This window comes from Methanimicrococcus hongohii (assembly GCF_032594095.1).
GTDB lineage: Archaea > Halobacteriota > Methanosarcinia > Methanosarcinales > Methanosarcinaceae > Methanimicrococcus > Methanimicrococcus hongohii.
Genome location: NZ_CP131059.1, coordinates 206,877 through 230,356 on the forward strand (window position 1 = coordinate 206,877; position 23,480 = coordinate 230,356).

22 protein-coding genes are annotated in these 23,480 nt (G+C 40.8%); 8 read left to right on the plus strand and 14 right to left on the minus strand.

From position 1 onward, the window contains the following. Positions 1–98: 98 nt before the first annotated feature. A complete protein-coding gene (locus MmiHf6_RS00975) occupies positions 99–752 on the minus strand; it encodes a histidinol phosphate phosphatase domain-containing protein (protein WP_316557851.1) in 654 nt (217 codons plus the stop codon). 231 nt (positions 753–983) lie between these two features. Then, positions 984–1,112, minus strand: a complete 129-nt coding sequence (locus MmiHf6_RS00980; RefSeq protein WP_316557852.1) for a hypothetical protein — start codon at positions 1,110–1,112, stop codon at positions 984–986. Positions 1,113–1,412: 300 nt separating this feature from the next. Between MmiHf6_RS00980 and MmiHf6_RS00985 the strand changes: the two genes are divergently transcribed. Next, positions 1,413–1,559, plus strand: coding sequence for a hypothetical protein (locus MmiHf6_RS00985; protein ID WP_316557853.1), 147 nt, complete (start codon positions 1,413–1,415; stop codon positions 1,557–1,559). A gap of 2 nt (positions 1,560–1,561) precedes the next feature. Here the strand turns inward: MmiHf6_RS00985 and MmiHf6_RS00990 are convergent, their stop codons facing one another. After that, a complete protein-coding gene (locus tag MmiHf6_RS00990) occupies positions 1,562–2,491 on the minus strand; it encodes a 23S rRNA (uridine(2552)-2'-O)-methyltransferase (protein WP_316557854.1) in 930 nt (309 codons plus the stop codon). 250 nt (positions 2,492–2,741) lie between these two features. Here MmiHf6_RS00990 and coaBC point away from each other — a divergent pair, with 250 nt between their 5' ends. From coaBC to MmiHf6_RS01010, 4 genes are all read left to right on the plus strand, one after another. Beyond that, positions 2,742–4,397, plus strand: a complete 1,656-nt coding sequence (coaBC, locus tag MmiHf6_RS00995; RefSeq protein WP_316557855.1) for a bifunctional phosphopantothenoylcysteine decarboxylase/phosphopantothenate--cysteine ligase CoaBC — start codon at positions 2,742–2,744, stop codon at positions 4,395–4,397. Between the two features lie 10 nt (positions 4,398–4,407). After that, on the plus strand, positions 4,408–5,376 hold the full coding sequence (locus MmiHf6_RS01000; protein WP_316557856.1) for a pantoate kinase: 969 nt from the start codon (positions 4,408–4,410) through the stop codon (positions 5,374–5,376). Between the two features lie 168 nt (positions 5,377–5,544). Then, positions 5,545–6,513, plus strand: coding sequence for an SPL family radical SAM protein (locus tag MmiHf6_RS01005; RefSeq protein WP_316557857.1), 969 nt, complete (start codon positions 5,545–5,547; stop codon positions 6,511–6,513). 455 nt (positions 6,514–6,968) lie between these two features. Continuing rightward, positions 6,969–7,220 (plus strand): hypothetical protein, encoded by a 252-nt coding sequence (locus MmiHf6_RS01010; protein WP_316557858.1) that lies wholly within the window; start codon positions 6,969–6,971, stop codon positions 7,218–7,220. A gap of 89 nt (positions 7,221–7,309) precedes the next feature. Here the strand turns inward: MmiHf6_RS01010 and MmiHf6_RS01015 are convergent, their stop codons facing one another. The 6 genes from MmiHf6_RS01015 to MmiHf6_RS01040 all read right to left on the minus strand — a co-directional run bounded on the left by MmiHf6_RS01015 (position 7,310) and on the right by MmiHf6_RS01040 (position 13,353). After that, positions 7,310–7,786 carry a hypothetical protein gene (locus MmiHf6_RS01015; protein ID WP_316557859.1) on the minus strand — a complete coding sequence of 159 codons (477 nt, stop codon included), beginning with the start codon at positions 7,784–7,786 and terminating at the stop codon, positions 7,310–7,312. Between the two features lie 170 nt (positions 7,787–7,956). Next, positions 7,957–9,612, minus strand: coding sequence for an AMP-binding protein (locus MmiHf6_RS01020; RefSeq protein ID WP_316557860.1), 1,656 nt, complete (start codon positions 9,610–9,612; stop codon positions 7,957–7,959). A 38-nt stretch (positions 9,613–9,650) separates the two neighbouring features. After that, complete coding sequence (locus tag MmiHf6_RS01025) at positions 9,651–10,226, minus strand: helix-turn-helix domain-containing protein (RefSeq protein ID WP_316557861.1); 576 nt, start codon at positions 10,224–10,226, stop codon at positions 9,651–9,653. 90 nt (positions 10,227–10,316) lie between these two features. Beyond that, positions 10,317–11,561, minus strand: coding sequence for an adenosylhomocysteinase (locus MmiHf6_RS01030; protein ID WP_316557862.1), 1,245 nt, complete (start codon positions 11,559–11,561; stop codon positions 10,317–10,319). Between the two features lie 127 nt (positions 11,562–11,688). After that, positions 11,689–12,000 carry a hypothetical protein gene (locus tag MmiHf6_RS01035; protein WP_316557863.1) on the minus strand — a complete coding sequence of 104 codons (312 nt, stop codon included), beginning with the start codon at positions 11,998–12,000 and terminating at the stop codon, positions 11,689–11,691. 516 nt (positions 12,001–12,516) lie between these two features. Further along, positions 12,517–13,353 (minus strand): metallophosphoesterase family protein, encoded by an 837-nt coding sequence (locus MmiHf6_RS01040; RefSeq protein ID WP_316557864.1) that lies wholly within the window; start codon positions 13,351–13,353, stop codon positions 12,517–12,519. Between the two features lie 328 nt (positions 13,354–13,681). Here MmiHf6_RS01040 and MmiHf6_RS01045 point away from each other — a divergent pair, with 328 nt between their 5' ends. The 3 genes from MmiHf6_RS01045 to MmiHf6_RS01055 all read left to right on the plus strand — a co-directional run bounded on the left by MmiHf6_RS01045 (position 13,682) and on the right by MmiHf6_RS01055 (position 17,143). Further along, positions 13,682–14,545, plus strand: a complete 864-nt coding sequence (locus MmiHf6_RS01045) for a KilA-N domain-containing protein (RefSeq protein ID WP_316557865.1) — start codon at positions 13,682–13,684, stop codon at positions 14,543–14,545. A gap of 90 nt (positions 14,546–14,635) precedes the next feature. Further along, on the plus strand, positions 14,636–15,682 hold the full coding sequence (locus MmiHf6_RS01050) for a virulence RhuM family protein (protein WP_316557866.1): 1,047 nt from the start codon (positions 14,636–14,638) through the stop codon (positions 15,680–15,682). A gap of 108 nt (positions 15,683–15,790) precedes the next feature. After that, positions 15,791–17,143: an amidohydrolase family protein gene (locus MmiHf6_RS01055; protein WP_316557867.1), complete on the plus strand. Its 1,353-nt coding sequence runs from the start codon at positions 15,791–15,793 to the stop codon at positions 17,141–17,143. A 51-nt stretch (positions 17,144–17,194) separates the two neighbouring features. Here MmiHf6_RS01055 and MmiHf6_RS01060 read toward each other — a convergent pair whose 3' ends face one another. From MmiHf6_RS01060 to MmiHf6_RS01080, 5 genes are all read right to left on the minus strand, one after another. After that, positions 17,195–17,371, minus strand: coding sequence for a hypothetical protein (locus tag MmiHf6_RS01060; RefSeq protein WP_316557868.1), 177 nt, complete (start codon positions 17,369–17,371; stop codon positions 17,195–17,197). 2 nt (positions 17,372–17,373) lie between these two features. Further along, complete coding sequence (locus MmiHf6_RS01065) at positions 17,374–17,775, minus strand: ADP-ribosyltransferase (RefSeq protein WP_316557869.1); 402 nt, start codon at positions 17,773–17,775, stop codon at positions 17,374–17,376. A 2,340-nt stretch (positions 17,776–20,115) separates the two neighbouring features. Further along, complete coding sequence (gene argF, locus MmiHf6_RS01070; RefSeq protein ID WP_316557870.1) at positions 20,116–21,033, minus strand: ornithine carbamoyltransferase; 918 nt, start codon at positions 21,031–21,033, stop codon at positions 20,116–20,118. 272 nt (positions 21,034–21,305) lie between these two features. Beyond that, positions 21,306–22,670, minus strand: a complete 1,365-nt coding sequence (purD, locus tag MmiHf6_RS01075; RefSeq protein ID WP_316557871.1) for a phosphoribosylamine--glycine ligase — start codon at positions 22,668–22,670, stop codon at positions 21,306–21,308. 465 nt (positions 22,671–23,135) lie between these two features. Further along, positions 23,136–23,411, minus strand: coding sequence for a hypothetical protein (locus MmiHf6_RS01080; protein WP_316557872.1), 276 nt, complete (start codon positions 23,409–23,411; stop codon positions 23,136–23,138). Between the last annotated feature and the right edge of the window lie 69 nt (positions 23,412–23,480).

The following is a 23,480-nucleotide window of genomic DNA, read 5'->3' on the forward strand; positions in this document are numbered from 1 at the left end:
TGCTTTCAAATAGGTTTTTTAAGCTTTTATATTTTTACTGTTCGTTTTTATATTCGGTCTTAATTCTAATTAATGATTGACATGGTCAGCCTTTCACATTACGTTTTCTTCATCTTTTCAACAATCTCTTCCGAATTTCTAAACGCGGCGTCCGCCTGTTCTTTTGTAAGCCCCGCTCCCATCAAAACATGATACGCGATTTCTTTTGTAATCATGTCTCCCGGCTTGTGCGTATCGGTATTGCAGACAAGTTTTGCGCCGACTTCGGTTGCCAGCTTCGCGACATGACCGTTTGTCCTGTTGTGTCCGCCGCGCGCCGTAATTTCAAGATAAGTGTTTGTCGCTTTAGCGAGTTCCGTTTCTTCTGCCGTTATAAATCCGGGATGCGCTAAAATATCAACGTATTCGGATTCGATTGCGGCGCGGTTTGTTCCGGGCGCGACCGGCTCAACTGTGGTTTCGCCGTGAACGACAACGATGTCGGCGCCGATTTCTTTTGCGGCTTTGGCGAGCTTGTCGATTTGTTTCGGCGGCACGTGGGTGATTTCAATCCCTGCGAAAATGTCGATGCTGAATTCTTTTTCCATGACTTTTGCTTTTTGAAGGGATGAAATGATGTATTCGAAATTTGTAAAATCGGCGTGATCGGTCATCGCGATTGCGCGATAGCCGTGAATAACTGCGCGGCGGATGTGTTCGGCAGGAACGAGTTCTCCGTCGCTGAATAAAGTGTGGGTGTGAAGATCAATCATTGAAAAAACCTTTTTGAAATAATGAAATTGAATAAGGAATCTTCGGTTTCGTGTTATTTATAAATTGCTGATTTGTTCGGTTTTGATTTGTTCGGTTTTGATTTGTTCGATTTCTTTTTGATTCGTTTGATTCGTTTGATTTTGTTTTGGTTTAATTTCTTGATTTATTTTTTAAATATCGAGAGCAGGTTTTGTTGGTTTTTTATGACGCGGGTTTGTTTTTTAATCAAATTAAAAATTTGTGCGGGTCGCGCGCGGCGGCAGCTGTAAAATACAGTTGCTGACTGTTCCGCTCGGCTTGGGTCGGTAACTGTAAAATACAGTTGCAGCTTGTTCCGCTTGGCCGGAATCGATAACCATAAAAGCAAATGGAATTTGAACTTTTTATTCGGCGTGGAAAGAATCCGCCAAGTCTCGTTTCTTCGCTTCGCTCAGAAACTTGAAACTTCGTTTCAAGTCCGGTTCGCCGCTTCGCGCCGCCCGGAACTCAAATTGCGGGGGCGGTATCTGAACTTTTCATTTATTTTTAATCAAAAATCAAACATCTGTTTTGCTCCAAATCTAAAACAAAATACGAACGCCTTCTTTTATTTTTCGAAAATCCTTTTAGGTTAAGGTTTTTAGCGGCGTTCTTGTTTCATTCGGATTTTCAATTATTGGATGTTTGGTTTTATTGACACCAAAAAGAAAAAGGCTGAAATAAAAAAAATCAAAAAAGAGCGAACAAAAAAATTAAAATCATATTTGAAAAAAGTTTGGAAAAAATTTGAAAAAGAAATTGAAATGAATGAAAAGAATCTAAAATAATTTTATTCTTCCTCTTCTCTTTCTTCTTTCGGCGGCCGATAATTGTCTCTTCTCACATTTCCTTTCGGCTGTTCTTCTTCGTCTTTCTCAAAATCCGCTGACAACGGCGTTTGAGACCTTTGCTGAGTCGGGTTGTTGTATTTCGGGTTTTCGGGAAGCGCGCCTAACTTTTCAACAACGTCGGCGAATCCGAAATTGGGTTTCACGTCTTTGATTTTGATGTTGACAATATCGCCGACTTCGGTTTCTTTGACAAATATCACGAAATCATCAATGTGCGCGATGCCGTCGCCCGACGTTCCGAGTTCCTTGATTTCAACGGCGTAAATTTGTCCTTTGCGAATCGGCGCCGTCAGGAATTTTTTCGCAATAATGTAAATTTCAGCGCTCGTTGAACGCGACGCTTGCGGCGTATAAGCGCGAATGTGAACAAATTCGCCTTTCACGTCATCGAAAAACTCTTTGAACATATCGCCCTGGAAAACTTTGACGACAAACGTTCCTTTCGGCTTGAGAATTTTTTTGGCGCACTCAAAAGCGGCGCGATTCAATTCGATTCCGCGCGCGTGGTCCAGCGCCCAGTTGCCCGTTAAGTTCGGCGCCGCGTCACACAAAACAACATCAACGCCGCCTTTGCCGGAAAACTCAAGAATCCTTTCAATCGTTGAATCGGCAGTGATGTCGCCTCTAAACGTTGTAACGCCCGGAATTTCTGCAATATTTTGAAGATCTACGCCCAAAACGCGCCCGCCGGAAAGCTCTTTGGCCACTTGAAGCCAGCCGCCCGGAGCTGCGCCCAAGTCGACGATCGTGTCGCCGCGATTGATAATGTTGGAGTGCTGCTGAATTTGTTTCAGCTTATAAGATGCCCGTGAACGGTAGCCTTCTTTTTGGGCCAAGTCATAAAAATAATCCTTTTGGTTTCGCGCCATAAAATCCCTGCCTTCTTCAAATAAATTTAATCATAATAAAAGATATTTAAAAATATTTTAAAATTTTCCGAATACTTTCTGTACTTTCGCTTTGAACGGGTTAAACGTATTTATGATTAATGTTATTAATCAAAAAATCATAAAAAACCAATATAAATTAATTTACGAATTAAAATTAAAATTGAAATTAAAATTAAAAATTTTAAATTCTTCAACTCTTCAACTCTTCAACTCTTCAGCGGGCTAAAAAATGGAACACAACAACGATATTCTCAATAATTCTTCCAAATCCGTTCACCCGACGCTTTGGATCAAAGAGTCCAAAGGAAAAGTTTTGTCCGGAAAAACAATCGTCATCGGCGTGACGGGAAGCATCGCTGCCGTTGAAACAATCAAACTCGCCCGCGAACTGATCCGTCGCGGCGCCGACGTTTACGCCGTCATGACAGACGCTGCCCGCCGAATCGTTCACGAAGACGCACTTCATTACGCAACCGGGAACCCCGCCATCACAGAATTAACGGGACGCGTCGAACACGTCGAGTTTTTCGGGTCAAACGGATCCGCCGATTTATTTTTAATTGCGCCCGCAACCGCAAACACCGTTTCCAAAATCGCCGCGGGAATCGATGACACGCCCGTTACAACATTTGCGACAACGGCAATCGGCGAAGGCAAAAAAGTCATGGTCGTTCCCGCCATGCACGAATCCATGTACAAGCATCCGAAAGTTTTGGAAAATTTGAAAACAATGGAATCCTGGGGAATCGATGTCATCGGTCCGCGTTTTGAAGAAGGAATCGCAAAAATTGCCGACAACGACGAAATCGTTTTGCGCGTGATGCGCACGCTCGGCGACAATTCTCTTTCGGGAAAAACCGTTTTCATCACATCCGGCTCCACTGCCGAAGCAATCGACCCGATTCGTTTGCTGACCAACCGCGCGTCAGGCAAAACGGGAGACGCGCTGGCCGAAGAAGCGTACATCAGAGGCGCTGAAGTTTATCTTTTCCACCGCGGCAAATCCAAATGGAAACATCTGCCGCATTTTCATGACATTCATACGGAAAGCGTCAAAGAAATGATCGAAGCCGTCACCGAAAAGATTGCGCTGGCAGACATCCCGCTCTCCGGCAAAAACATATTGATCAGCGCGGCCGCCATTTCCGATTATACGGTTGACGCCGCCGATTCCAAAATCAAATCCGGCGAACGCGCGCTGACAATCACGCTAAAACCTACGAAAAAGCTGATTGAAGAAGCGTGTTATACCGACCCGAATATTTTCATCGTCGGATTCAAAGCGGAAACGGATGTCGAATACCGGCAGCTGATCAATTCCGCCGCCGAAAAAATCGACGCGGGAATCGCCGACATCGTTGTTGCCAACGACGTGAAAGAAAAAGGTATGGGGACAAATGAAAATGATGTTTATGTCGTGACGAAAGATTATTTGTCCAATCACGATTTGAACACGATTATTCCGATTTCGGGAACGAAAACAGAAATTGCGGCAGCTCTTTTTGATTTGATTTTCAAAAGCGCGGCAGAAGACGATTTGTCCGTTTTGATCGATTTGGAAATAACAAGGACGGCAAATGAAAGAGAAGCGGATGAAAAAGAAGAAGATAAATCCAAATCAAATATATCCAAATCGAATATATCAGACCGAAATGAAGAGGCTCGTTTAAATTTGTTTGAAGATACAATTGATGATACTTATTTGAGTGAAGTAAGCAGTGGTGACACAGACATCATTGAAATCGCCGATTCTGAAACCGGGGACGGGATCGTGGATGTAACTGAAACCGAAGATGAGGATGAAAATGAAGATGAAACTTCCAAAAAGCAAACGATTCGCCGAAAATCCGCTCAAATGAGAGGTCGTATTTTTAAACGCAAATGAGGGGTTTGATATGGAATTTGAAACACGCAGCGCATATTCTCCCGGTCATATCACCGGTTTTTTTCAAATTTGCAATCACGCCGACCCGCATCAAAAAGGATCTGTCGGCGCGGGTCTCGTTTTGAATAACGGCGTCAGTTCTGTCGTTCAAACTTTCCAAGGCGAGGGAAAAACCGTCATTACATTCAACGGGATTCAAAAAGCGGCTGATTTTTCCGACGAATCCGCGAATTCGGTTTTAACGGTCATTTCTGAAATCTCAAAACTCGCCGAAGAAAAATACGGATCGGCTTTTCATTTTAATATTGACGAACAAAGCAATCTTCCTGCCGGAAGCGGATTCGGCCTCTCCGCGGCAGGCGCAATCAGCACGGCGTTTGCCGCCGGCAGCTCGCTTCGCATTGCTGTTCCTAAAAGCGAATTTATTGAAATGGCTCACTACGCCGAAGTTGTCAGCGGCAGCGGTCTCGGCGATGTTGCGGGCGAAACAGCAGGCGGTCTTGCTGTTCGCGAAAATCCGGGCGGTCCGAAATTCGGGAAATATTACAGCGTTCCGCTGTCGAATTCGGAGCTGCAAAAGAAAATTTATTGTTTGGTTTTGGGAGAATTGTCAACGAAATCCGTGATTTCCGATGATGATTGTATTCAGCGGATCAACAAAGCAGGCGCTGCCGCGCTTCAAAGTTTTTTGAAAAAACCGGGATTGGAGTCGTTTATGGACGAATCATTCAAATTTACAAAAGACATCGGGCTTCTCGGTAAAACGGCAGAAAAAGTCATTGATTCGATTGATTCCGCCGACGGAAAAGCGGCGCAAGCGATGCTCGGCAACACCGTTTTTGCAATTCCTTCCAATCGCGAAGGCGCCGATGAATATATTCGGGATTTGATGAAAAAGCACGGCGATGTTTACGAATGTAAAATCGGTACGGAAAAGCCTCATGTGATTTGCAGGCATTTCAAATCATTTCAGCTTTGAATTTTTATTTCAGTTTTGAATTTTTATTTCAGTTTTGAATTTTTATTTCAGTTTTGAATTTTTATTTCAGTTTTGAGTTATTATTTCGGCTTTGAGTTATTATTTCAGTTTCGAGTTATTATTTTTTGATTCTTTTTGTTCTTTTATTGTTTTATTTCGGCGATTCACATGAAAAATCAAGCGCAATATTTACCGATCCAATGTAAAACTGCTCTTCATGCCGTTAACGGCGGTTTTCCTTACAAACTTGATTTAAACATTTACCGCGGCTGTGAAAACGGCTGTAAATATTGTTTCGCAATTTATTCTCACAAATATTTGAAATCGAATGAAAGCAAAGAGATCGATATTGAAAAAAACAAAGAATCGGAGCAATCTTCCGACGGTTATTACGATCAAATTTATGTCAAAACGAATGTTGCCGAACAATTGGATAAAGAACTCAGCCGTCCCGGCCGCAAAAAACTTGCCGTCAATATCGGCGGCGTTTGTGACAGTTATCAGCGCGCGGAAGAAGAATTTCAATTGATGCCCGACATTTTAAAAGTCATGCTCAAACACAAAAATCCGATTATCATTTCAACAAAAACCGATCTCATTCTCCGCGATTTTGATTTAATTGATGAACTTTCCAAACACGCTTTTGTCAATATCGCGTCAACGATTACAACCGTTAATGAAAATCTGCGCGAAAAAATCGAGCCCGGCGCCGTCAGTACAAAGCGCCGTTTTGAAATGCTTGAAAAATTCAAGAAAACGGACGCGAAAATCGGCGTTCACACAATGCCGGTTCTGCCGTTTTTGACGGATACGCCCGAAAATTTAGAATCAATTTTTTCAAAAACAAAAAAGATCGGCGCCGAATACATCATCGTTCAAACTTTGTATCTCAGAAGTCAAACGAAACAAACCTATTTTGAATTTCTCAAAGAAGAATTTCCCGAGCTGCTTGACCCGATGAAAAATCTTTATCGAACGGGCGGTTTGGATAAAGAATACAAAAACAAATTTTATTCGATGCTGAATCCGCTGCTGAAAAAATATGATTTGTCAACCGATTATTTGAAACACGTTCGAGAGGCGGAAGCGGCTGAAACAAAAAACGAAGTCAAACAGCCGACTTTGTTTGATTTTTAATATTTTTAATTCTTTTTTCAATTCTTTTTATTCGATTCTTTTTTTGATTTTTTGTTATTTTGATTGGTTTGAATAAATAAATCAAACAAAAACATCCAATTTTCAAAATCGGTAAACCTGAACGCCCGATAAAATCCTAAAAATGATTTAGATTTTGGAAAAAAGACGGCGTTCCGTTTTTGAAAATTTTGAAGAAAAGCGATGTTTCAACGAAATAATTTGAATCAAAAGTTCAAAAACCGACCCTCCAACGACGCGTTTCCGAAGCGCAGCGGAGGAAAGAAGGAGTTGGAGATTCTAACCATACGAAACGAAAAAAGTAAACACTGTTGTTTTTAAATTGTCTTTTAATTCCGGTTCAGTGTTCTCTTGCAACTATCTTTTGCAGTTGTGTTGCTGTTTGTGTTTGCGCTGTCGGGTCAAGTTTCTGTTTATGTTGCCGTCGCCGGTCAGGTTTGCGTGCTGCTTGTATCTGCTCTTTTTTAAGAAATCCGTTCGCATTCGCGAACGTGCTGCCGCTACCTTCAGGTTTGCGTTGCTTCTACCTTCAGGTTTGCATTGCTGTTGCTACCTTCAGGTTTGTGTTTCCGCCGGCAGGTCAGGTTTATGTCTGCGTTGCCAGTCAGGTTTGCGCTGCTGCCGCCACTGACAGCTGCACGGCAAAGCCGGCAGCAACTGCCCGCCGCCGCGCAAGCCGCACAAGTTAACAATAATCAAAAAATGGTCTCAGGTTTAAGAAATATACAAAAAAGAGAACTATTGATTTCAGATTTCTTAGAAATCATAAATCATCATTTTAATTGAAAAAAATATTAATTAAACGATTTAAATACACGATCCAACCGGTTTGATTTTTTTCTTCCAAAATCTCCGGCGTATTCTCGGGTTTTGTTTCATCTTTATATCCGACAGGCGGCATCTCTTCTCTAATGACAATAGGCAAATTTTTAATATTCCGGTCTTGCGCGAATTGTTCAATTTTTTCTTTTACAATAAGCACATCATTTTCTTGAGAATCCGGCAGTACAACTATACCTAAATATCCGGATGCATTCGCTTCAATGCTTACAATAATGCCCCCGTTTATATCATAATATTCGGCGAGCATCTTTTTTTCGGATAACGTATCAGTGAGTTCATCAATCATCATCCACCAATCATAAGCATCTTTTCCGCTTTTTTCAGGAATTGAGCCGGATACAATCAAAACATTATCTTGTTTTGCTAATTGATCCAAAAGTGAAAGATTCAGCGAAGGCGTTTCTTCAATCAATTCATTTTCGAGTTCCGACATCGAATCAAACGAATGTGATCCATCATTGCCTGCCGCAAAACCGATAAATCCTAACAAAATAAAGAAAATACAGAACAGTTTGATTCGTTTCATATTTTTACCCTGAATTTTTAATTTCAAAACTGTTCACGTATTTTTGAATCATTTCTTCAAACCACTTCATATCCGTATTCTTTCGCCAATTCCAAGCTCATTTCTCTTAACTTGAACTTCTGAATCTTACCGCTTCCCGTCATCGGGAATTCGTCAAGGAAAAACACGTATTTCGGAATCTTATAGCGCGCGATTTGACCGCGGCAGAAATCTTTGACGTCTTCCGGATGCATTTTCGTGCCTTCCTGCAAAACAATGAAAGCGCCGACTTCTTCGCCGTATTTCTCGGACGGAACGCCCGCGACCTGAACATCTTTCACGCCTTCCAATTTGTATAAAAATTCCTCGATTTCGCGCGGGTAAATATTCTCGCCGCCGCGGATAATCATATCCTTGATACGTCCGGTGATCGTGTAATTACCGTTTTCATCCATCACGCCGAGGTCGCCCGAATGAAGATAACCGTTTTCATCAATCGCTTCTGATGTTGCTTTCGGATTATTGTAATAACCTTTCATCACATTGTAGCCGCGGCAGCACATTTCGCCGGGGACGCCGGGCGGACATTCTTCATACGTTTCAGGATCCAAAACCTTGACATCCGTAAACTCAAACGGGCGGCCGACAGTCAAATAACGAACTTCGGGCGCGTCATCAATGCGCGACTGCGTCATTCCGGGAGACGTTTCCGTCAAACCGTAAACGCTCGTAATATCGATATACATCTCTTCATTGACGCGTTTCATCAAATCGGACGGACAAACGGAACCCGCCATAATTCCCGTACGAAGGCACGTCAAATCAAACATATCAAACATCGGATGATTCAATTCCGCGATAAACATCGTCGGAACGCCGTAAAGCCCCGTACATCTTTCTTTGTGAACAGAAGCAAGCGTCAGAAGCGGGTCGAATTTCTCAATCATCACCTGCGTACTGCCGTGCGTCAGACAATTCATCGTCGCCAAAACCACGCCGAAGCAGTGGAAAAGCGGAACGCAGACGCAAAGCTTGTCGTCCGGCGTAAATTTCATGTGCTCGCCGGTCAAAAGCCCGTTATTCGCGATATTATGATGCGAGAGCATAACGCCCTTCGGAAAACCCGTAGTTCCCGACGTGTACTGCATATTGACAACATCGTGGCAATTGACTTCCGATTTCGCTTTTTCCAAAACGTCATCGGCAACATTGCTTCCGAGAAGCAGAACTTCAGCGGTATTGTACATCCCGCGGTGCTTTTCCTGCCCGATGTAAATCACATTTTTCATGTGCGGATATTTCTCGCTCTTTAAATGGCCGCGCTGACACGTTTTAAGTTCGGGAAGCATATCGTATGTCATTTGAACATAATCACTTTCAAATGTGCCGTCGATAATACAAAGCGTATGCATGTCGGAATCCTTCACAAGATATTCCAATTCATGCTGCTTGTAACTGGTATTGACTGTCACGCAGACCGCGCCGATTTTCGCGCACGCGTAAAGAAATGTCAGCCAGTCGGGAACGTTTGTCGCCCATAAGCCGACGTGATAGCCTTTTTGAACGCCGATTGCAAGCAAACCTTTTGCCATATTGTCGACGCGCTTATTGAAATCCTTCCAAGTAAATCTTAAATCACGATCGGAATAAACAATATATTCCTTGTCAGGCGTTTGTTCCGCCCAATATTCGAGCCAGTCGCCCAATGTTCTGTCGGAAAGTTCGATTGTCATGTTTTTCTCCTTTGATTTTCTCCTGCTTCCCTTTCCATTTAAGCCGGAGCGTAAACGGTTGCAACGATTTTTGCGCCCCTCTCATCGGCGGCGCAGACGAGGTGGCTGACAATGGAGTCATAATAAATGCTGTCGCCCGCACTCAAAATGTAAGTGTCTTTTCCGTAAATGACTTTCAGCGATCCTTCCAAGACGTAAATGAATTCTTCGCCTTCGTGCGCCGACATTTCAAGTGTTCCGTCATCAACGGCGTTGATTTCAATGAAAAACGGTTCCATCGATCTTCCCGATTTCTGCGATGCAAGCGCGAAAAAATTGTTGAGGCTTGCGGTTTTCTTTTCCGCGTTGGACGTGTGAATCGTTTCGATCGCTTCGTCTTTTCGGCTGACGGCGGGGCCGAGATTTTCATTGTCATCTAAAAACGTTCCGAGGCGAACGCCTAATGCGCGGGCGATTTTGATCAGCGGTGCTAAAGACGGCACATTGGTATCGTTTTCGATGTTGCTGATCTGTTCAATGCTCAGCTGACTTCTTTCTGCCAATTCTTCCACCGACATCTGTTTTGATTCGCGGATGGATCTGATTTTTGTTCCGATGTTTTTATCGTCTGCCATAGTGTTTTCCTCTGTTTCGTGTATATTTATTTAAATTTAGGGGTGCGGCTCCATGTTTTTGTTATCACGTTTCCGCCGGCGGTTCCCGCTTTACGTCCCTTCTTCCCAATCGTCCATGTAATTTCTTTGTTTTTCGGTCAGCGTGTCGATAACGATTCCCATCGACTTTAATTTCAGCATCGCGACATAGCTGTCGATTTCTTCGGGAACTTTGTGAACGCCGTTGGATAATTTGTTTTCGGCGATATATTTGACGCCGAGCGCCTGATTGGCAAAGCTCATGTCCATGACTTCCGCCGGATGACCGTCGCCTGCCGCCAAATTCACAAGTCTGCCGTCGGCTAAAACATTGATTTTTTTGCCGCCCACGACATATTCTTTGATGTTTTTCCGAACGGTTTTTTCAGATGTTGCCATCTTTTTGAGCACTTCTAAATCGATTTCAACGTTGAAGTGCCCGGCGTTTGCCAAAATCGCGCCGCTTTTCATCTTTTTGAAATGATTTTCCGTTAAAATGTCGCGGTTGCCGGTTGTCGTGACAAAAAGGTCGCCGATTTCAGCTGCCTGCTCCATCGGCATCACGCGGTAGCCGTCCATGCGCGCTTCAAGCGCTCGAACGGGATCGATTTCGGTGACGACGACTTCTGCGCCGAGACCGTCAGCGCGCATCGCAACGCCGCGCCCGCACCAGCCGTAGCCGCCGACGACGACGGTTTTTCCGGCGACGAGCAGATTTGTTGTTCTCATGATGCCGTCCCAAGCGGATTGTCCGGTTCCGTAGCGGTTGTCGAATAAGAATTTGGTTTTCGCGTCGTTCACGGCCAAAACCGCCATCTCAAGAGCGCCGTCTTTTTCCATTCCTACGAGTCGGTGGATGCCGGTTGTCGTTTCTTCACAGCCGCCGATGATTTTGGGAATCAAATCGCGTCTTTCTTTGTGGATTTTGAAAATCAGATCGGCGCCGTCATCAATCGTAATGTCGGGGTCGATGTCCAAAACTTTGTCGATCGCATCGTAATATTCTTCGTTTGTGCAGTCGTATTTGGCAAAACAGGTTATGTTTTCGGACGTGTTGAGCGCTGCTGCAACGTCATCCTGCGTGCTGAGCGGGTTGCAGCCCGTGATTGCAACGATTGCGCCGCCGGCGGCGAGGGTTTCGACGAGAACTGCGGTTTTGGCTTCGACATGAAGCGCCATTGCAATTTTGTGTCCTGCAAGCGGTTTTTCTTTTTCAAAGTCTGCTCGGATTTGATTTAAAACGGGCATGTAATTTCGCGCCCATTCAATCTTTAAACGGCCTGACTCTTGCATTTCTTTTAATGATAAATCAGTCAATAGAGACACCTTTAAAGTGATGGATTTAAAAATTCGTGAATGAAATGAATAATAAATAAAAGAGATTCAATCGGAATTGAAAAGTCTTCATGAAATATAAAACAAATGCTTTTTTTGAAATTTCGGTTCATTTTGATTTATTTTGATGATAATTATAATATGATAAATGGGGGGAGCGATTTGAAAATTGAAGAAAAATGTGTGGCGGGTTTTTCATTTTTTTAAAAATGGGGCGGCTCGCGCGGCGGCGGGCGCTGCTGCCGGGCGGAAAACTGACGGAAGCAGCGGAAACAGAAACCTGATTGCAAGCGGGAACGCAAACCTCCCTCCCACTGCAAACAAACACCTTCCTCCCGCTGCAACCCGAAATTTTGTGAGCGAAGCGAGCAAAATTTAATGCCAACGGATTATTGTTATAAGAGGCAGATGCAGGCGGCAACGCAAACCGCCCCGCAGCAGCAACACAAACCGTATTGGCAGCAGCAACATTAAAAGACAGTTGCAGACTTGCAGTCTTAGCCGGAGCCGGTAACTATAAACAGTCGCAAGAATGCACTTTTTAGGAGCTGAAATGCAATTCTAACTCAACCGCTTTTAATTTTTCGTTTCGCATGGAAAAGAATCTCCATCTCCTCCTTCCCTCCGCTTGCGCTTCGGGAATTCGTCGTTGGAGGGGCGGTTTTTGAAATTTTATTAAATCTAAAATTGATTGAAACATCGTTTTTCATCCATATTTCAAAAAACGGAACGCCTTCTTTTCTCCAAAATCAAAAAATTTAAGATTAAGGTTTTATCGGGCGTTCAGGTTCACCGATTTCGAAAAATTGGATGTTTAGGTTTCATTGAAAAAACAGAAAATACGGCGGATGATTTTGAAATCATGAAAAAATATAAAAACGAGTTCAGGTTTGAAAATCTTATGAAAAATGGAGCCGTTCGCGCGCACAACGGCGATTCATTTCAATTTCAGCTTTTTCTTTTCATCTGTCCACTCAAATCCCATTCTTGTTTTTCTGAAATAATAAAACTTGATTTCATCGCCTTTCGCAATCGCAACTGCTGCTCGAATTTCGGGGCTGTCGCTGTGAATTCCGGAATAAAGCGAAACAAGTTTGTTGTCGTGCCAGCATTTGACGCCTTCCGTATGCGATGTGTGACCGCGGATGATGACTTTCAAATCGTTTCGTTTGAGAAAACTTTTGACCAAATCGGGGCCGATGCTGTAAATTCCGTTTCCGCGCGGCGACGGCTGCACTCCGTTTTCAGCGCCGGGGTCGTTCCATAAATATTTTTTCGGATCTTTTTTGGAAATGCTTTTGAGCGTTTCATTGTCGAATCCGGCGATACATCCGTGGACGCAGAAAATTTCGTTATTGATGACGGCGGCAATCGGCATTTCGTCAAAAACGGCGTTTGAATCGTCCATAAGTTTTGGGTCGTTTACCAAATCTTCGCCGAATTCAAGCCACGGGCTGAGGCCGCGCGTTTCGTGGTTGCCGCGAAGCAGAATCGTTTTGTTCGGGTCTTTGCATTTCATGTCAAAAAGAATGTTTAAAACGTCAACGGAATACCTGCCTTTGTCAATGTAGTCGCCGAGAAAGACATATGAGTCGACCTTTTTCATTTCCGCGAATTTTAAAACGAATTCAAGCGCGTGATAATCGCCGTGAATATCGGTTGCGATCAGCGTTTTTTTAAAAGATGAACTGACGACAGCGTCTTCTTTTTTGAAAATCGGGCGGATGCGCTTCAGATTTTCACTCAGTTTATCTTTTTCTTTTTGGTCTGACATAATAGTGCCTTCTGCCTTTGCCTTTGTTTTTGCTTTTGTTTTTGCTTTTGTTTTTGCCTTTTTTTTGCTTTTGTTTTTGCTTTTTCATTTGTTTTTATTTTTGCTTTTATTTTTATTCTTTTCTTTTTATTGATTTATTTTTAATTCAATACACTTATGAATATTTTGAATATTTGCTTGATAAGGTTCATGAAATCAGATTTCATTGTGAAAATTGTAAAAAATAATTCATATCTATTCAACAGCTTTTGATTATGATATCATGTTGATCTTATAGGGAATTGTTTGATTTTATAAATTATAATTTTTGTGGATTGGAGATGAAAGAATGGAAGATGTTATTAAAACGGAAATCGAAGTAAATAATGAAAAGATAAAAATTCTAAGAATTGGGGAAAATGAGTATATTTCTCTTACCGATTTAGCAAGATATGCGAATCCTGAAGAACCCAAAATACCAATTCAAACTTGGATGAGAAATAAAGACGTTATATTATATTTGGGCTTATGGGAAAAACTCAATAATAAAGATTTCAAAGGTCGCGAATTTACGACCTTTGAGAATAATTCCGGTAAAAACAGTTTTTATATGTCTCCTCAAAAATGGATAAAAGAAACAAATGCAATAGGGATAGTTTCTAAGTCCGGTCATAATGGCGGGACATATGCTCATTCCGACATTGCATTCGAGTTTGCCAGTTGGTTAAGTCCGGAATTTAAACTGTATGTCATTACAGAATTTCAAAGATTAAAGAAAAACGAGCAATATCAAAATCAAATAGAGTGGAATGTTAGAAGAATTATTTCAAAAGGAAACTATAAAATTCATACAGATGCTGTAAAAGACAAGTTAATCTTGCCGATACTTACAAAAGAACAAATAAAATATACTTATGCGAGTGAAGCCGATGTGTTAAATGTTGCTTTATTTGGAATGACGGCAAGTCAATGGCGAAGTAAAAACAAGAATAAGAAAGGGAATATCAGAGATTATGCTGCAATTGAACAGCTAATAGTCTTATCGAACATGGAAAGCTCAAATTCAATAATGATTCGAGAAAATATTCCTCAATGTGAAAGATTGAAAAAATTAAATGAATATGCTTTGATACAACTAAGATCACTTCAAAATAATGCAAGCATCAGCGAATTAAAAGAATTGGAATCATCAAAATTAATTGAATCAAAATAAAAACAAAATAAGTCAATAAAAATAGATTCATCCTAAGAACAACTAAATAATTTGGTGTTCAAATCATGAATGCCTTAATAAGTGATATCCATGAAGCAGAAAGCAACCTCACCGACAATTCGAAGCAGTGCTGCGGAATATTTGACTTTTGTTGCAGCAACGGGTGAAAGTGAACAAAGCGTTGAAATGCGCTATGAAGATGAAAATATATGGATTACTCAAAAAATGATGGCGGCTCTTTACGATGTTGAAATAAATACGATTAATTACCATATCAAAAAAATCTTTGAAGATTTTGAACTTATTCCTGATGCAACTATTCGAAAATTTCGAATAGTTCAAAACGAAGGCAGTCGGTCTGTCGAACGTTCAATTGAGCATTATTCATTACAAATGATTATTGCTGTCGGTTTTAAAGTCAACAGTGAACGTGCGGTTCAGTTCCGCAAATGGATTAATCAAATTGCAAAAGATTATACAATTCAAGGATGGGCGATGGATAAAGAACGTTTGATCAACGGCGGTTCCATCTTAACCGAAGAATATTTTGAACATTTACTTGATGAAATTCGTGAAATCAGATTTTCAGAACGAAAATTCTATCAAAAGATTACTGATATTTATTCAACAGCTCTTGATTATGATAAAACAGCTCCGTCTTCTAAAGAATTTTTTGCGGCTGTTCAAAATAAGCTGCATTGGGCAATACACGGGCATACCGCTGCTGAAGTCATTATGGGACGGACAAATTCCGAAAAACCGTTCATGGGTTTAACATCATGGACTCATTTTCCTGACGGGAAAATTCAAAAGTATGATGTTTCTATTGCTAAAAATTATCTTGATATGGAAGAGTTAACTTCTCTTGAAATGATTGTAACAATGTATTTGGATTATGCAGAATATCAGGCACGCCGCCGCATTCCTATGACGATGGAAGATTGGAAATCCCGTTTAGATCGTTTTTTGGATTTGAATGAACATGAAATATTAAATGATAAAGGGCGTGTATCTCACGAAATCGCTAAATCTTTTGCTGAAAGTGAGTTTGAAAAATATCGTATTGTTCAAGACAGAATGTTCAAATCTGATTTTGATAAATTATTGGAAGAAGTGGATGATACGAAAGAGCAATAAAAGCAACAAACGCAACAACCCCATCCTTCCGGATTTTGATAATTTGTTTTAAAATTATTTATATTCTCAAATCAATGAATATTTCTTGATTTATTTTGGTGTATTCATATGTCAATTCTCATAAAAAATGCTTATATCGTAACGATGGACAAAGACGGCGCGGGCGAAATCCCAAACGGCTTTCTTTTGATTGAAAATAATCTTATTTCAAAAATCGGCAGCATCGACAGTATCGGCGATATTTCCGGCGACAACTCCGGCGATGCCGACAGCATTTCCGCCGACACCGTGATTGACGCGGGCGGTGCTGTTTTAATGCCGGGCCTTTCCAACACGCACACGCATCTCGGGATGACGCTTCTGCGCGGCTATGCGGATGACATGGCGCTTCAAAGCTGGCTTGAGACGAAAATCTGGCCGGCGGAAGCTAATTTGACGGCGGAAGACGTTTACTACGGTTCTCTTCTCGGCTGTCTGGAAATGATCCGCTCGGGAACGACAGCGTTTTGTGATATGTATTTTTTCATGGATGAAACGGCGAAAGCGGTTGATGCTGCCGGCATTCGCGGCTGTTTGGCTTACGGGATGATTGAATTCGGCGATCTTGAAAAAGGCAATAAAGAGATTGCGATGAATGAAAAACTTGTCCGCGATTGGCAGGGAAAAGCAGGCGGCAGAATCACAACGATGTACGGGCCGCACGCGCCGAACACTTGCTGTCAATCTTTTATCAAACGCGTTAAAGAAGCGGCTGAAAGAGACGGTGTCGGGGTTCATATTCATGTTTTAGAAACGGAAGCCGAACTCAATTATATGAAAGAAAATTTCGATATGTGTTCTGTTCATCATTTGGATGCCGTCGATTTTTGGAATACGTCAAAAGTGCCGATTCTGGCGGCGCATTCGGTTTGGATGTCTGACGGCGACATCAGGCTTTTTGCCGAAAAAGGCGTGACGGTTTCTCACAATCCTGTCAGCAATATGAAATTGGCTTCGGGGATTGCGCCGATTCAAAAAATGCTTGATGCGGGCGTTAAAGTGACGCTCGGAACAGACGGCTGCGCTTCGAATAACAATCTCAATATGTTTGAAGAAATGAAGACGGCCGCGCTTTTGCAAAAGGTCGGGACGATGGATCCGACAGCGCTTCCGGCAAAAGCGGTTGTTGAGATGGCAACGGTAAACGGCGGACGTGTCATTGATTCGATGACGGGCGTTTTGAAAGCCGGCAATAAAGCCGATATGATTTTGGTCGACACGAGCAAAGCGAACGCGACGCCGATCTTCGATGTTTATTCTCATTTGGTTTATTCGGCAGCTGCAAGCGATGTGAAAACAATGATCGTTGACGGCAAAATTCTGATGCAGGATTATAATGTTTTGGTCATGGATGAAAAAGAAATTATGAAAAAGGCGAATGAATGCGCTTTGTCGCTGGCGGAGCGGGCGAAAGCAAAGTAAGAGCTGAATGAAAATTGAAAAACAAAAAAATAAAATCGGATGAAATTGAAGTTAATCTTCAATTTTTGTTCCGTCGTAACGAAGACCTTTACTCATATTATCTAATTGTATTTTCAAAGCTTGTTCCGCTTCTTCAATATATTTTTGTCTTCGTTTTTCTTCTTCCGGAGTCGGTTTTGGAGATTGGCCGACATATGTGAATATTTGTTCAAAAGATTCCGCATGCATTTTTAATCACTCCAAACTTCTTCAATTATGAATATTTCTATTTCGTTATTTATACCTTTCACTTTTTCTATTCTTTTATCAACAATTCGATATGTGATTTCTCTCGGTCTTAATATTTCATTCTCCGCCTTATCAATATATAACGCTCTCATTTCGCTGTTTAATTTTATTTGAAATATAATCGGTTTTTCTAAATTTGTATATTGATAGGCGTGAGATATGTCTATACTGAAACTGCCGAATGCTTTTTCAGTAAAAATCCCTCCTATTTGTGAATTATTTAACCATGAGATATCAAGAACACCTCTGTAAATCCATATCTCTTCTTCTATTCTGCTTTTCTGAATTGCAGTATCTAGGTGCATGACGCAAAACGTGATCAATTCTTTTTCTTCTTTTATCAATTTTTTCTAAAATTCAGGGAAACGGCAGCAAGAATTAATCGCGTAACACCAAGTATTTGTTTTCCATTCATCAGGAATCGTAAAACTCCAATCTTGTTTTTGATAATGGTCGGCATGAACATCTTGGAATATACTGATTACGGTTTTTTCAATCTGATGTAAATCTGAACGTGTTTGAAAACATTTCAAAAATCCTTTTCCAATCATACTCGCCAAAATATTTGACAGGTTATATGCTGCTCGATTTTGTTCAAATAGAAAAACTTATTACCATCGAAATAAATGCCGGGAGAAATAAAATTATTCGGCGCCAAATTTTTAAAAATTTTAATGAATGAATTAATCTCGTTATATTTTCAACAGGTTTCATTATCTTTCCATTCTATTTTGTTATATTTGAAATATAATTTTTCATCAACACTCAATTATATATATCTTCTAATCGTTCTGTCAATTGTGTCAGCCTGAAATATTCCTGATATATTTCAGATTGACATGATATCAGAAACCGTTTTGCAGGGTGGCGCATTTCGGAAATGATTGCAAGAGAACCGAAAAACTTGCTTTCAAAACTGATTCAAAAACGAACACCAAAAAACAAAAACTGCAAAAACAGATGTATGTGACGCATGTACAAGTTATCCCTACCATTCACGAAGACATGCCCCGACATAATCCAGACACACCCAATTTAACCAAACACAAAACAAACACAATAACCAAACACAAAACCAAAAACATGACAAAAAACGAATAACGTAAATTTAAATTGACTCAAATGACAGATGACAAATCTTCAACTTTTTGAGTCACAATTAACCCTACAACACATTGTACCTTTCCCGTTTTAAATTAAAATTATTTTAATTAAAACGGTCAAAACAAAAACGAATCGATTAAATCAAAACCGAATAAAAGATCGAATTTCAAATCAAAAACATCGGTTTTGCTATCCTCGAACCCGAACGCCCGTTTACAACAAACAAAAACGATAAAATCGGCGTTCGGTTTTTGCTTACTTTTCATGTTTTTATTTCTTTCATGTTTTTTACTTCTTTCATTTCTTTTTCATTTCTTTTCTGTTTATGTCATTTTTCAATTTGATTGAACTGACTTTTTTCATTTTTACAATTTTGTTTTTCATTTTTCATTTTTCATTTTTCAATTTTCGGACAAACCCAAACATCCAATCTCAAAAAAATCGTTGAACCTGAACGCCCTTTAAAATCCAAAATAAATGGAATCCTTTGAAAGAAAAACGGTGTTCGATTTTCTTTTTAATCTGAAATAAAAACGATGTTTGTTTTTGAAGAAAATAAATGAAAATTTCAGATACCGCTCCCGCAAGTTGAGTTCCGGGCGGCGCGAAGCGGCGAACCGGACTTGAAACGAAGTTTCAAGTTTCTGAGCGAAGCGAAGAAACGAGACTTGGCGGATTCTTTCCACGCCGAATTAAAAATTCTGAACTCGGCTTTCTCCTAAATCTTAAATCAAAAATTGAAGCCGGTAAATTCGTCGACGCATGGTTAGAATCTCCATCTCCTCCTTCCCTTCGCTCCGCTTCGGGAACTCGTCGTTGGAGGGGCGGCGCGTTGTCTTTTCATTTCAATTTTCGGACAAACCCAAACATCCCTTTTCTTTAATCCAAAAAAACCGAACGCCCGATAAAATCCAAAATATAAAGGAATCTTTTAAAGAAAAAACGGCGTTCGTTTTTCTTTTCAATTTGAAATAAAAATGATGTTTGTTTTTTAAAAATAAATGAAAAGTCCAAGTTACATCCCGCAAACGAGATTCGTGAGTGAAGCGAGCGATATCGAGGCTTGCGGATTCTTACACGACGAATAAAAAGTTCAACTTCAGCTGACTTCAAATTTAAATCAAAAATTGAAGCCGGTAAATTCGTCGACGTATGGTTAGAATCTCCATCTCCTCCTTCCCTCCGCTTACGCTTCGGGAACTCGTCGTTGGAGGGGCGGCGCTTCGTCTTTTCGTTTAATTTTCAGATAAACCAAACATCCCTTTTCCTTAATCCAAAAAACCCGAACGCCCGATAAAATCCAAAATAAAGAAATATTTTGAAAGAAAAACGGCGTTCGCTTTTTATTTAGATTTTTAAAAAACGATGTTTGTTTTTGATTAAAATAAACAAAACAAACAAAAAAAGTAAAACGAACTAAACAAAAAAGTAAAACACAATCAAACAAAACAAAAAAGAAGAAAAGTGAAAACGAGAAATAAAATGAGAAAAAAATGAGAAAAAAAGAAATGATAACAGAAATATGAAAAAATGAAATGCTAAAAATGAAAAAGGAGAAAAGAAACAAACAAAGTTTGCTTTTACTCTTCATCCACAATCATTAATTTCAAAAGCACCGCTTTCTGTGCGTGCAGTCTGTTTTCCGCCTGGTCGAAAACAACCGAATGCGGGCCGTCAATGGCGCCGGCGGAAATCTCAAGACCGCGGTGGGCGGGCAGGCAGTGCATCACAATAACGTCCGGCTTTGAAACGGCGATCAACTCTTCATTGATCTGATAGCCTTCAAAATCCTTGATACGCTTGGCTTCTTCTTCTTCATCACCCATCGAAACCCAAACGTCGGTGTACAAAATGTCCGCGTCTTTTGCTGCTTCCAAAGGTTTGTCCGTAATCGTTAAAACGCCGCCGAGCTCACGCGTTTTGATAATAAATTCTTCGGCGGGCTCATAGCCTTCCGGACACGCGACAACGATTTCCATGCCGGTGATCGCGCAGGCGAGCATCAAAGAGTTGCAAACGTTGTTGCCGTCGCCGACCCAAACGAATTTCATGTCCGAAATCCGGTTTTTGTATTCCTTAATCGTTAAAAGATCCGCCAAAACCTGACACGGATGTTCTTTGTCGGAAAGCGCGTTAATGACCGGAATGGAAGCGTTTTCCGCCAATTTGACAAGCGTGTCATGAGAATAAACGCGCCCGATAATCGCGTTTAAGTAGCGGGACAAAACCTTCGCGGTATCTTCAACGGTTTCGCCGCGGCCGATTTGAATATCATTTGAATTCAAATAAATCGCGTGACCGCCCAAATCATTCATGCCGACCTCAAAAGAAACACGCGTCCGCGTCGAAGATTTCTCAAAAATCATGCCCAAACTCTTGTTTCTCAAATGATCGGTAATTTTACCCTGACTTCTCTTTTCCTTCACTTCAGAAGCCAAGTCCAAGATGCCGTAAATGTCTTCCAAAGACAAATCCGCCATCGAAAGCAAACTCTTCATTTTTTCACCTTTCTCCTAAACACACGTCATTTTTCAAATAAAAATAATAATTTTCCGATTACAGTTAATAATCTTTCGAATCAATCCAAACAAAATGCAATTTTGGTTAACAATTATAGTTGACAATTATGGTTGACAATCACAATTTTGATCTTTTTCAATCTCAGCTCAATTAATTTTACTTCAATTGATTTCAGTTCAATTGATTGCAGTTCAATTAATTTCAGTTCAACTTATCTCGATTTTTATTGGTTGGTCTTGATTCTTTTTGATTATTTTTCCGACCTTAATTCATTCATGTGATCGATTCTTTTCTGAATCAAAGCCGCCGTTCCGATATCTCTTCTGAAAAACAGGTCGCCTTTGACTTTATGATCCAGCGCGTCCTGAGAAATCTTTTCGGCATCGGCAATTGAATCCGCCAAACCGACAACGCCGACAGAGCGGGACCCCGTCGTGAAAATCTTGCCGTCCTTTTCATAAACGCTGGAATAATAAACAATCAAATCCGAATTCGGACCGGTTGTTTCATCGGCAATCACGCTGTTTGTTTTATTGTTTGCGCTGTCCGTTAAAACCGTAATTTCCGAATCCTTTTTCGGATCATCCGGATAACCTTCGGGAACCGCATATTTGCAGACCGTTGCCTTCTTTGAAAACACAACATCAATCTTGTCCAAAGTTCCGCCGGTCACGGCTTTCATAATCTCGACCATGTCGGTTTCCAAAAGCGAAAGCACATTCATCGCTTCCGGGTCGCCGAAACGCGCGTTGTATTCAATCAATTTCGGACCGCGTTTCGTTAAAATAAATTGACCGTAAAGAATTCCTTTAAACTCTTCACCCGTTTCTTTCGGGAAAGCGGCAACCGTTTCTTTCATGATTCGTTTTGCCGTTTCGTATTCTTCCGGCAGCAAAAACGGTAAAAGCGCGCCCGCGTTCGTGTACGCGCCCATGCCGCCCGTATTCGGTCCGACATCGCCCTCGTAAGCTCTTTTGTGGTCCTGCGCTGTCGGGCAGAACGCCAAATTTTTGCCGTCCACAAAAGCCTGAAGCGTAAATTCTTCGCCGATAAATCTCTCTTCAATGACGACGCTATCGCCTTTCAAAACTTCTTTTGTATATTCTTTGGCAGCGGCAATATCGGGAAGCTGGTCTCCCATCACTTTTACGCCTTTGCCGCCCGTTAGTCCTGCCGGTTTGACCGCAACATCGCCGAGTTTGTCAATGAAATCAGCCGCCGCTTCGTAATCCGTGAAAACTGCGTATTCGGGGTTGCCGTCAATGCCGTGCTTTTCAATAAACTTTCTTGCCCACGCTTTGTCGGTTTCGATTCTCGCGCAATCTTTTTTCGGGCCGACTGCCGGAACGCCTGCCGCCCAAAGAGCGTCAGAAACGCCTGCCGAAAGCGGCGCTTCGGGACCGATAAAAGCCATGTCAACGCCGTTTTCTTTTGCGAAAGCGGCAATTGCCGGCGCGTCTTTTTCGTCATGAATAAAAACGTCTTCAGAAAGCGCTGCGATTCCCGGATTTTTCTTCGACATCACTGTGTAGAGAAGCGGTTTTTGCGGGCTTCTTTTAATCGCTGCTGCAAGTGCGTGTTCACGGCCGCCGCCGCCGACTAATAAAATCTTCATATGTGTTCCTCATAAATTTAAGATTAGAAATTAAAAAAGTATGTTAAAGGCTTTGAATTATTAAAATTGCAGTTAATTTAAAAATTTAGAATAATATTTGAAATAACATTTAGAATAATAATTTGAAGTAATTTGAAAAGATGTTGTTTGAAAAGATATTCATTGTGAAAATAAACTTATCTGTAAATTGTTTGTATAAATTATTTGTAAAAATTATTTATAAAAATGTTATATTAAATAACAAGAGGATTAAAACGATTTGATGAATCCGTGACAATTTAAGAATCAAATAAATCTTTTTTATCTATTTAAGATTACCGACTCAATCGGATATTTAATAAAAACAGTATGTGCAGAATTCAATTTAACTTGATTTCGTCATTATTTCATCTTTAAATGATTTATCGTTCAGATTTTCATTTTTTGATCATTTAGATTATTGATTTCATTATTTATTGTATGATTTCAGGATTTCTTCTTTCCTTTATTGAAATTCATTTCCACAGCTTTTTCCCGAATAATAATCCGCAGTGCTTCGATTTCATCGTCTGTAAAATAGTTTGATTCAATGGCAGGCATATTGTTTTCATATTTCTTGAGCAAATCCGAAACAGCCTGATTGATAAAATCAGATACACTTGCAAATTCACCTGCTTCGACAAGTCTGTCGATTTTTTTCTTGTAAATCGGACTGACCGTACCGCTGATAATCGGCTTTTTGCGCGTGTATTCTTTTGTCATTATAACATGAAATCATTGTTGGGATAATTAAATCTGATTCGGACAATTGTTTTACAATTGTATATTTTG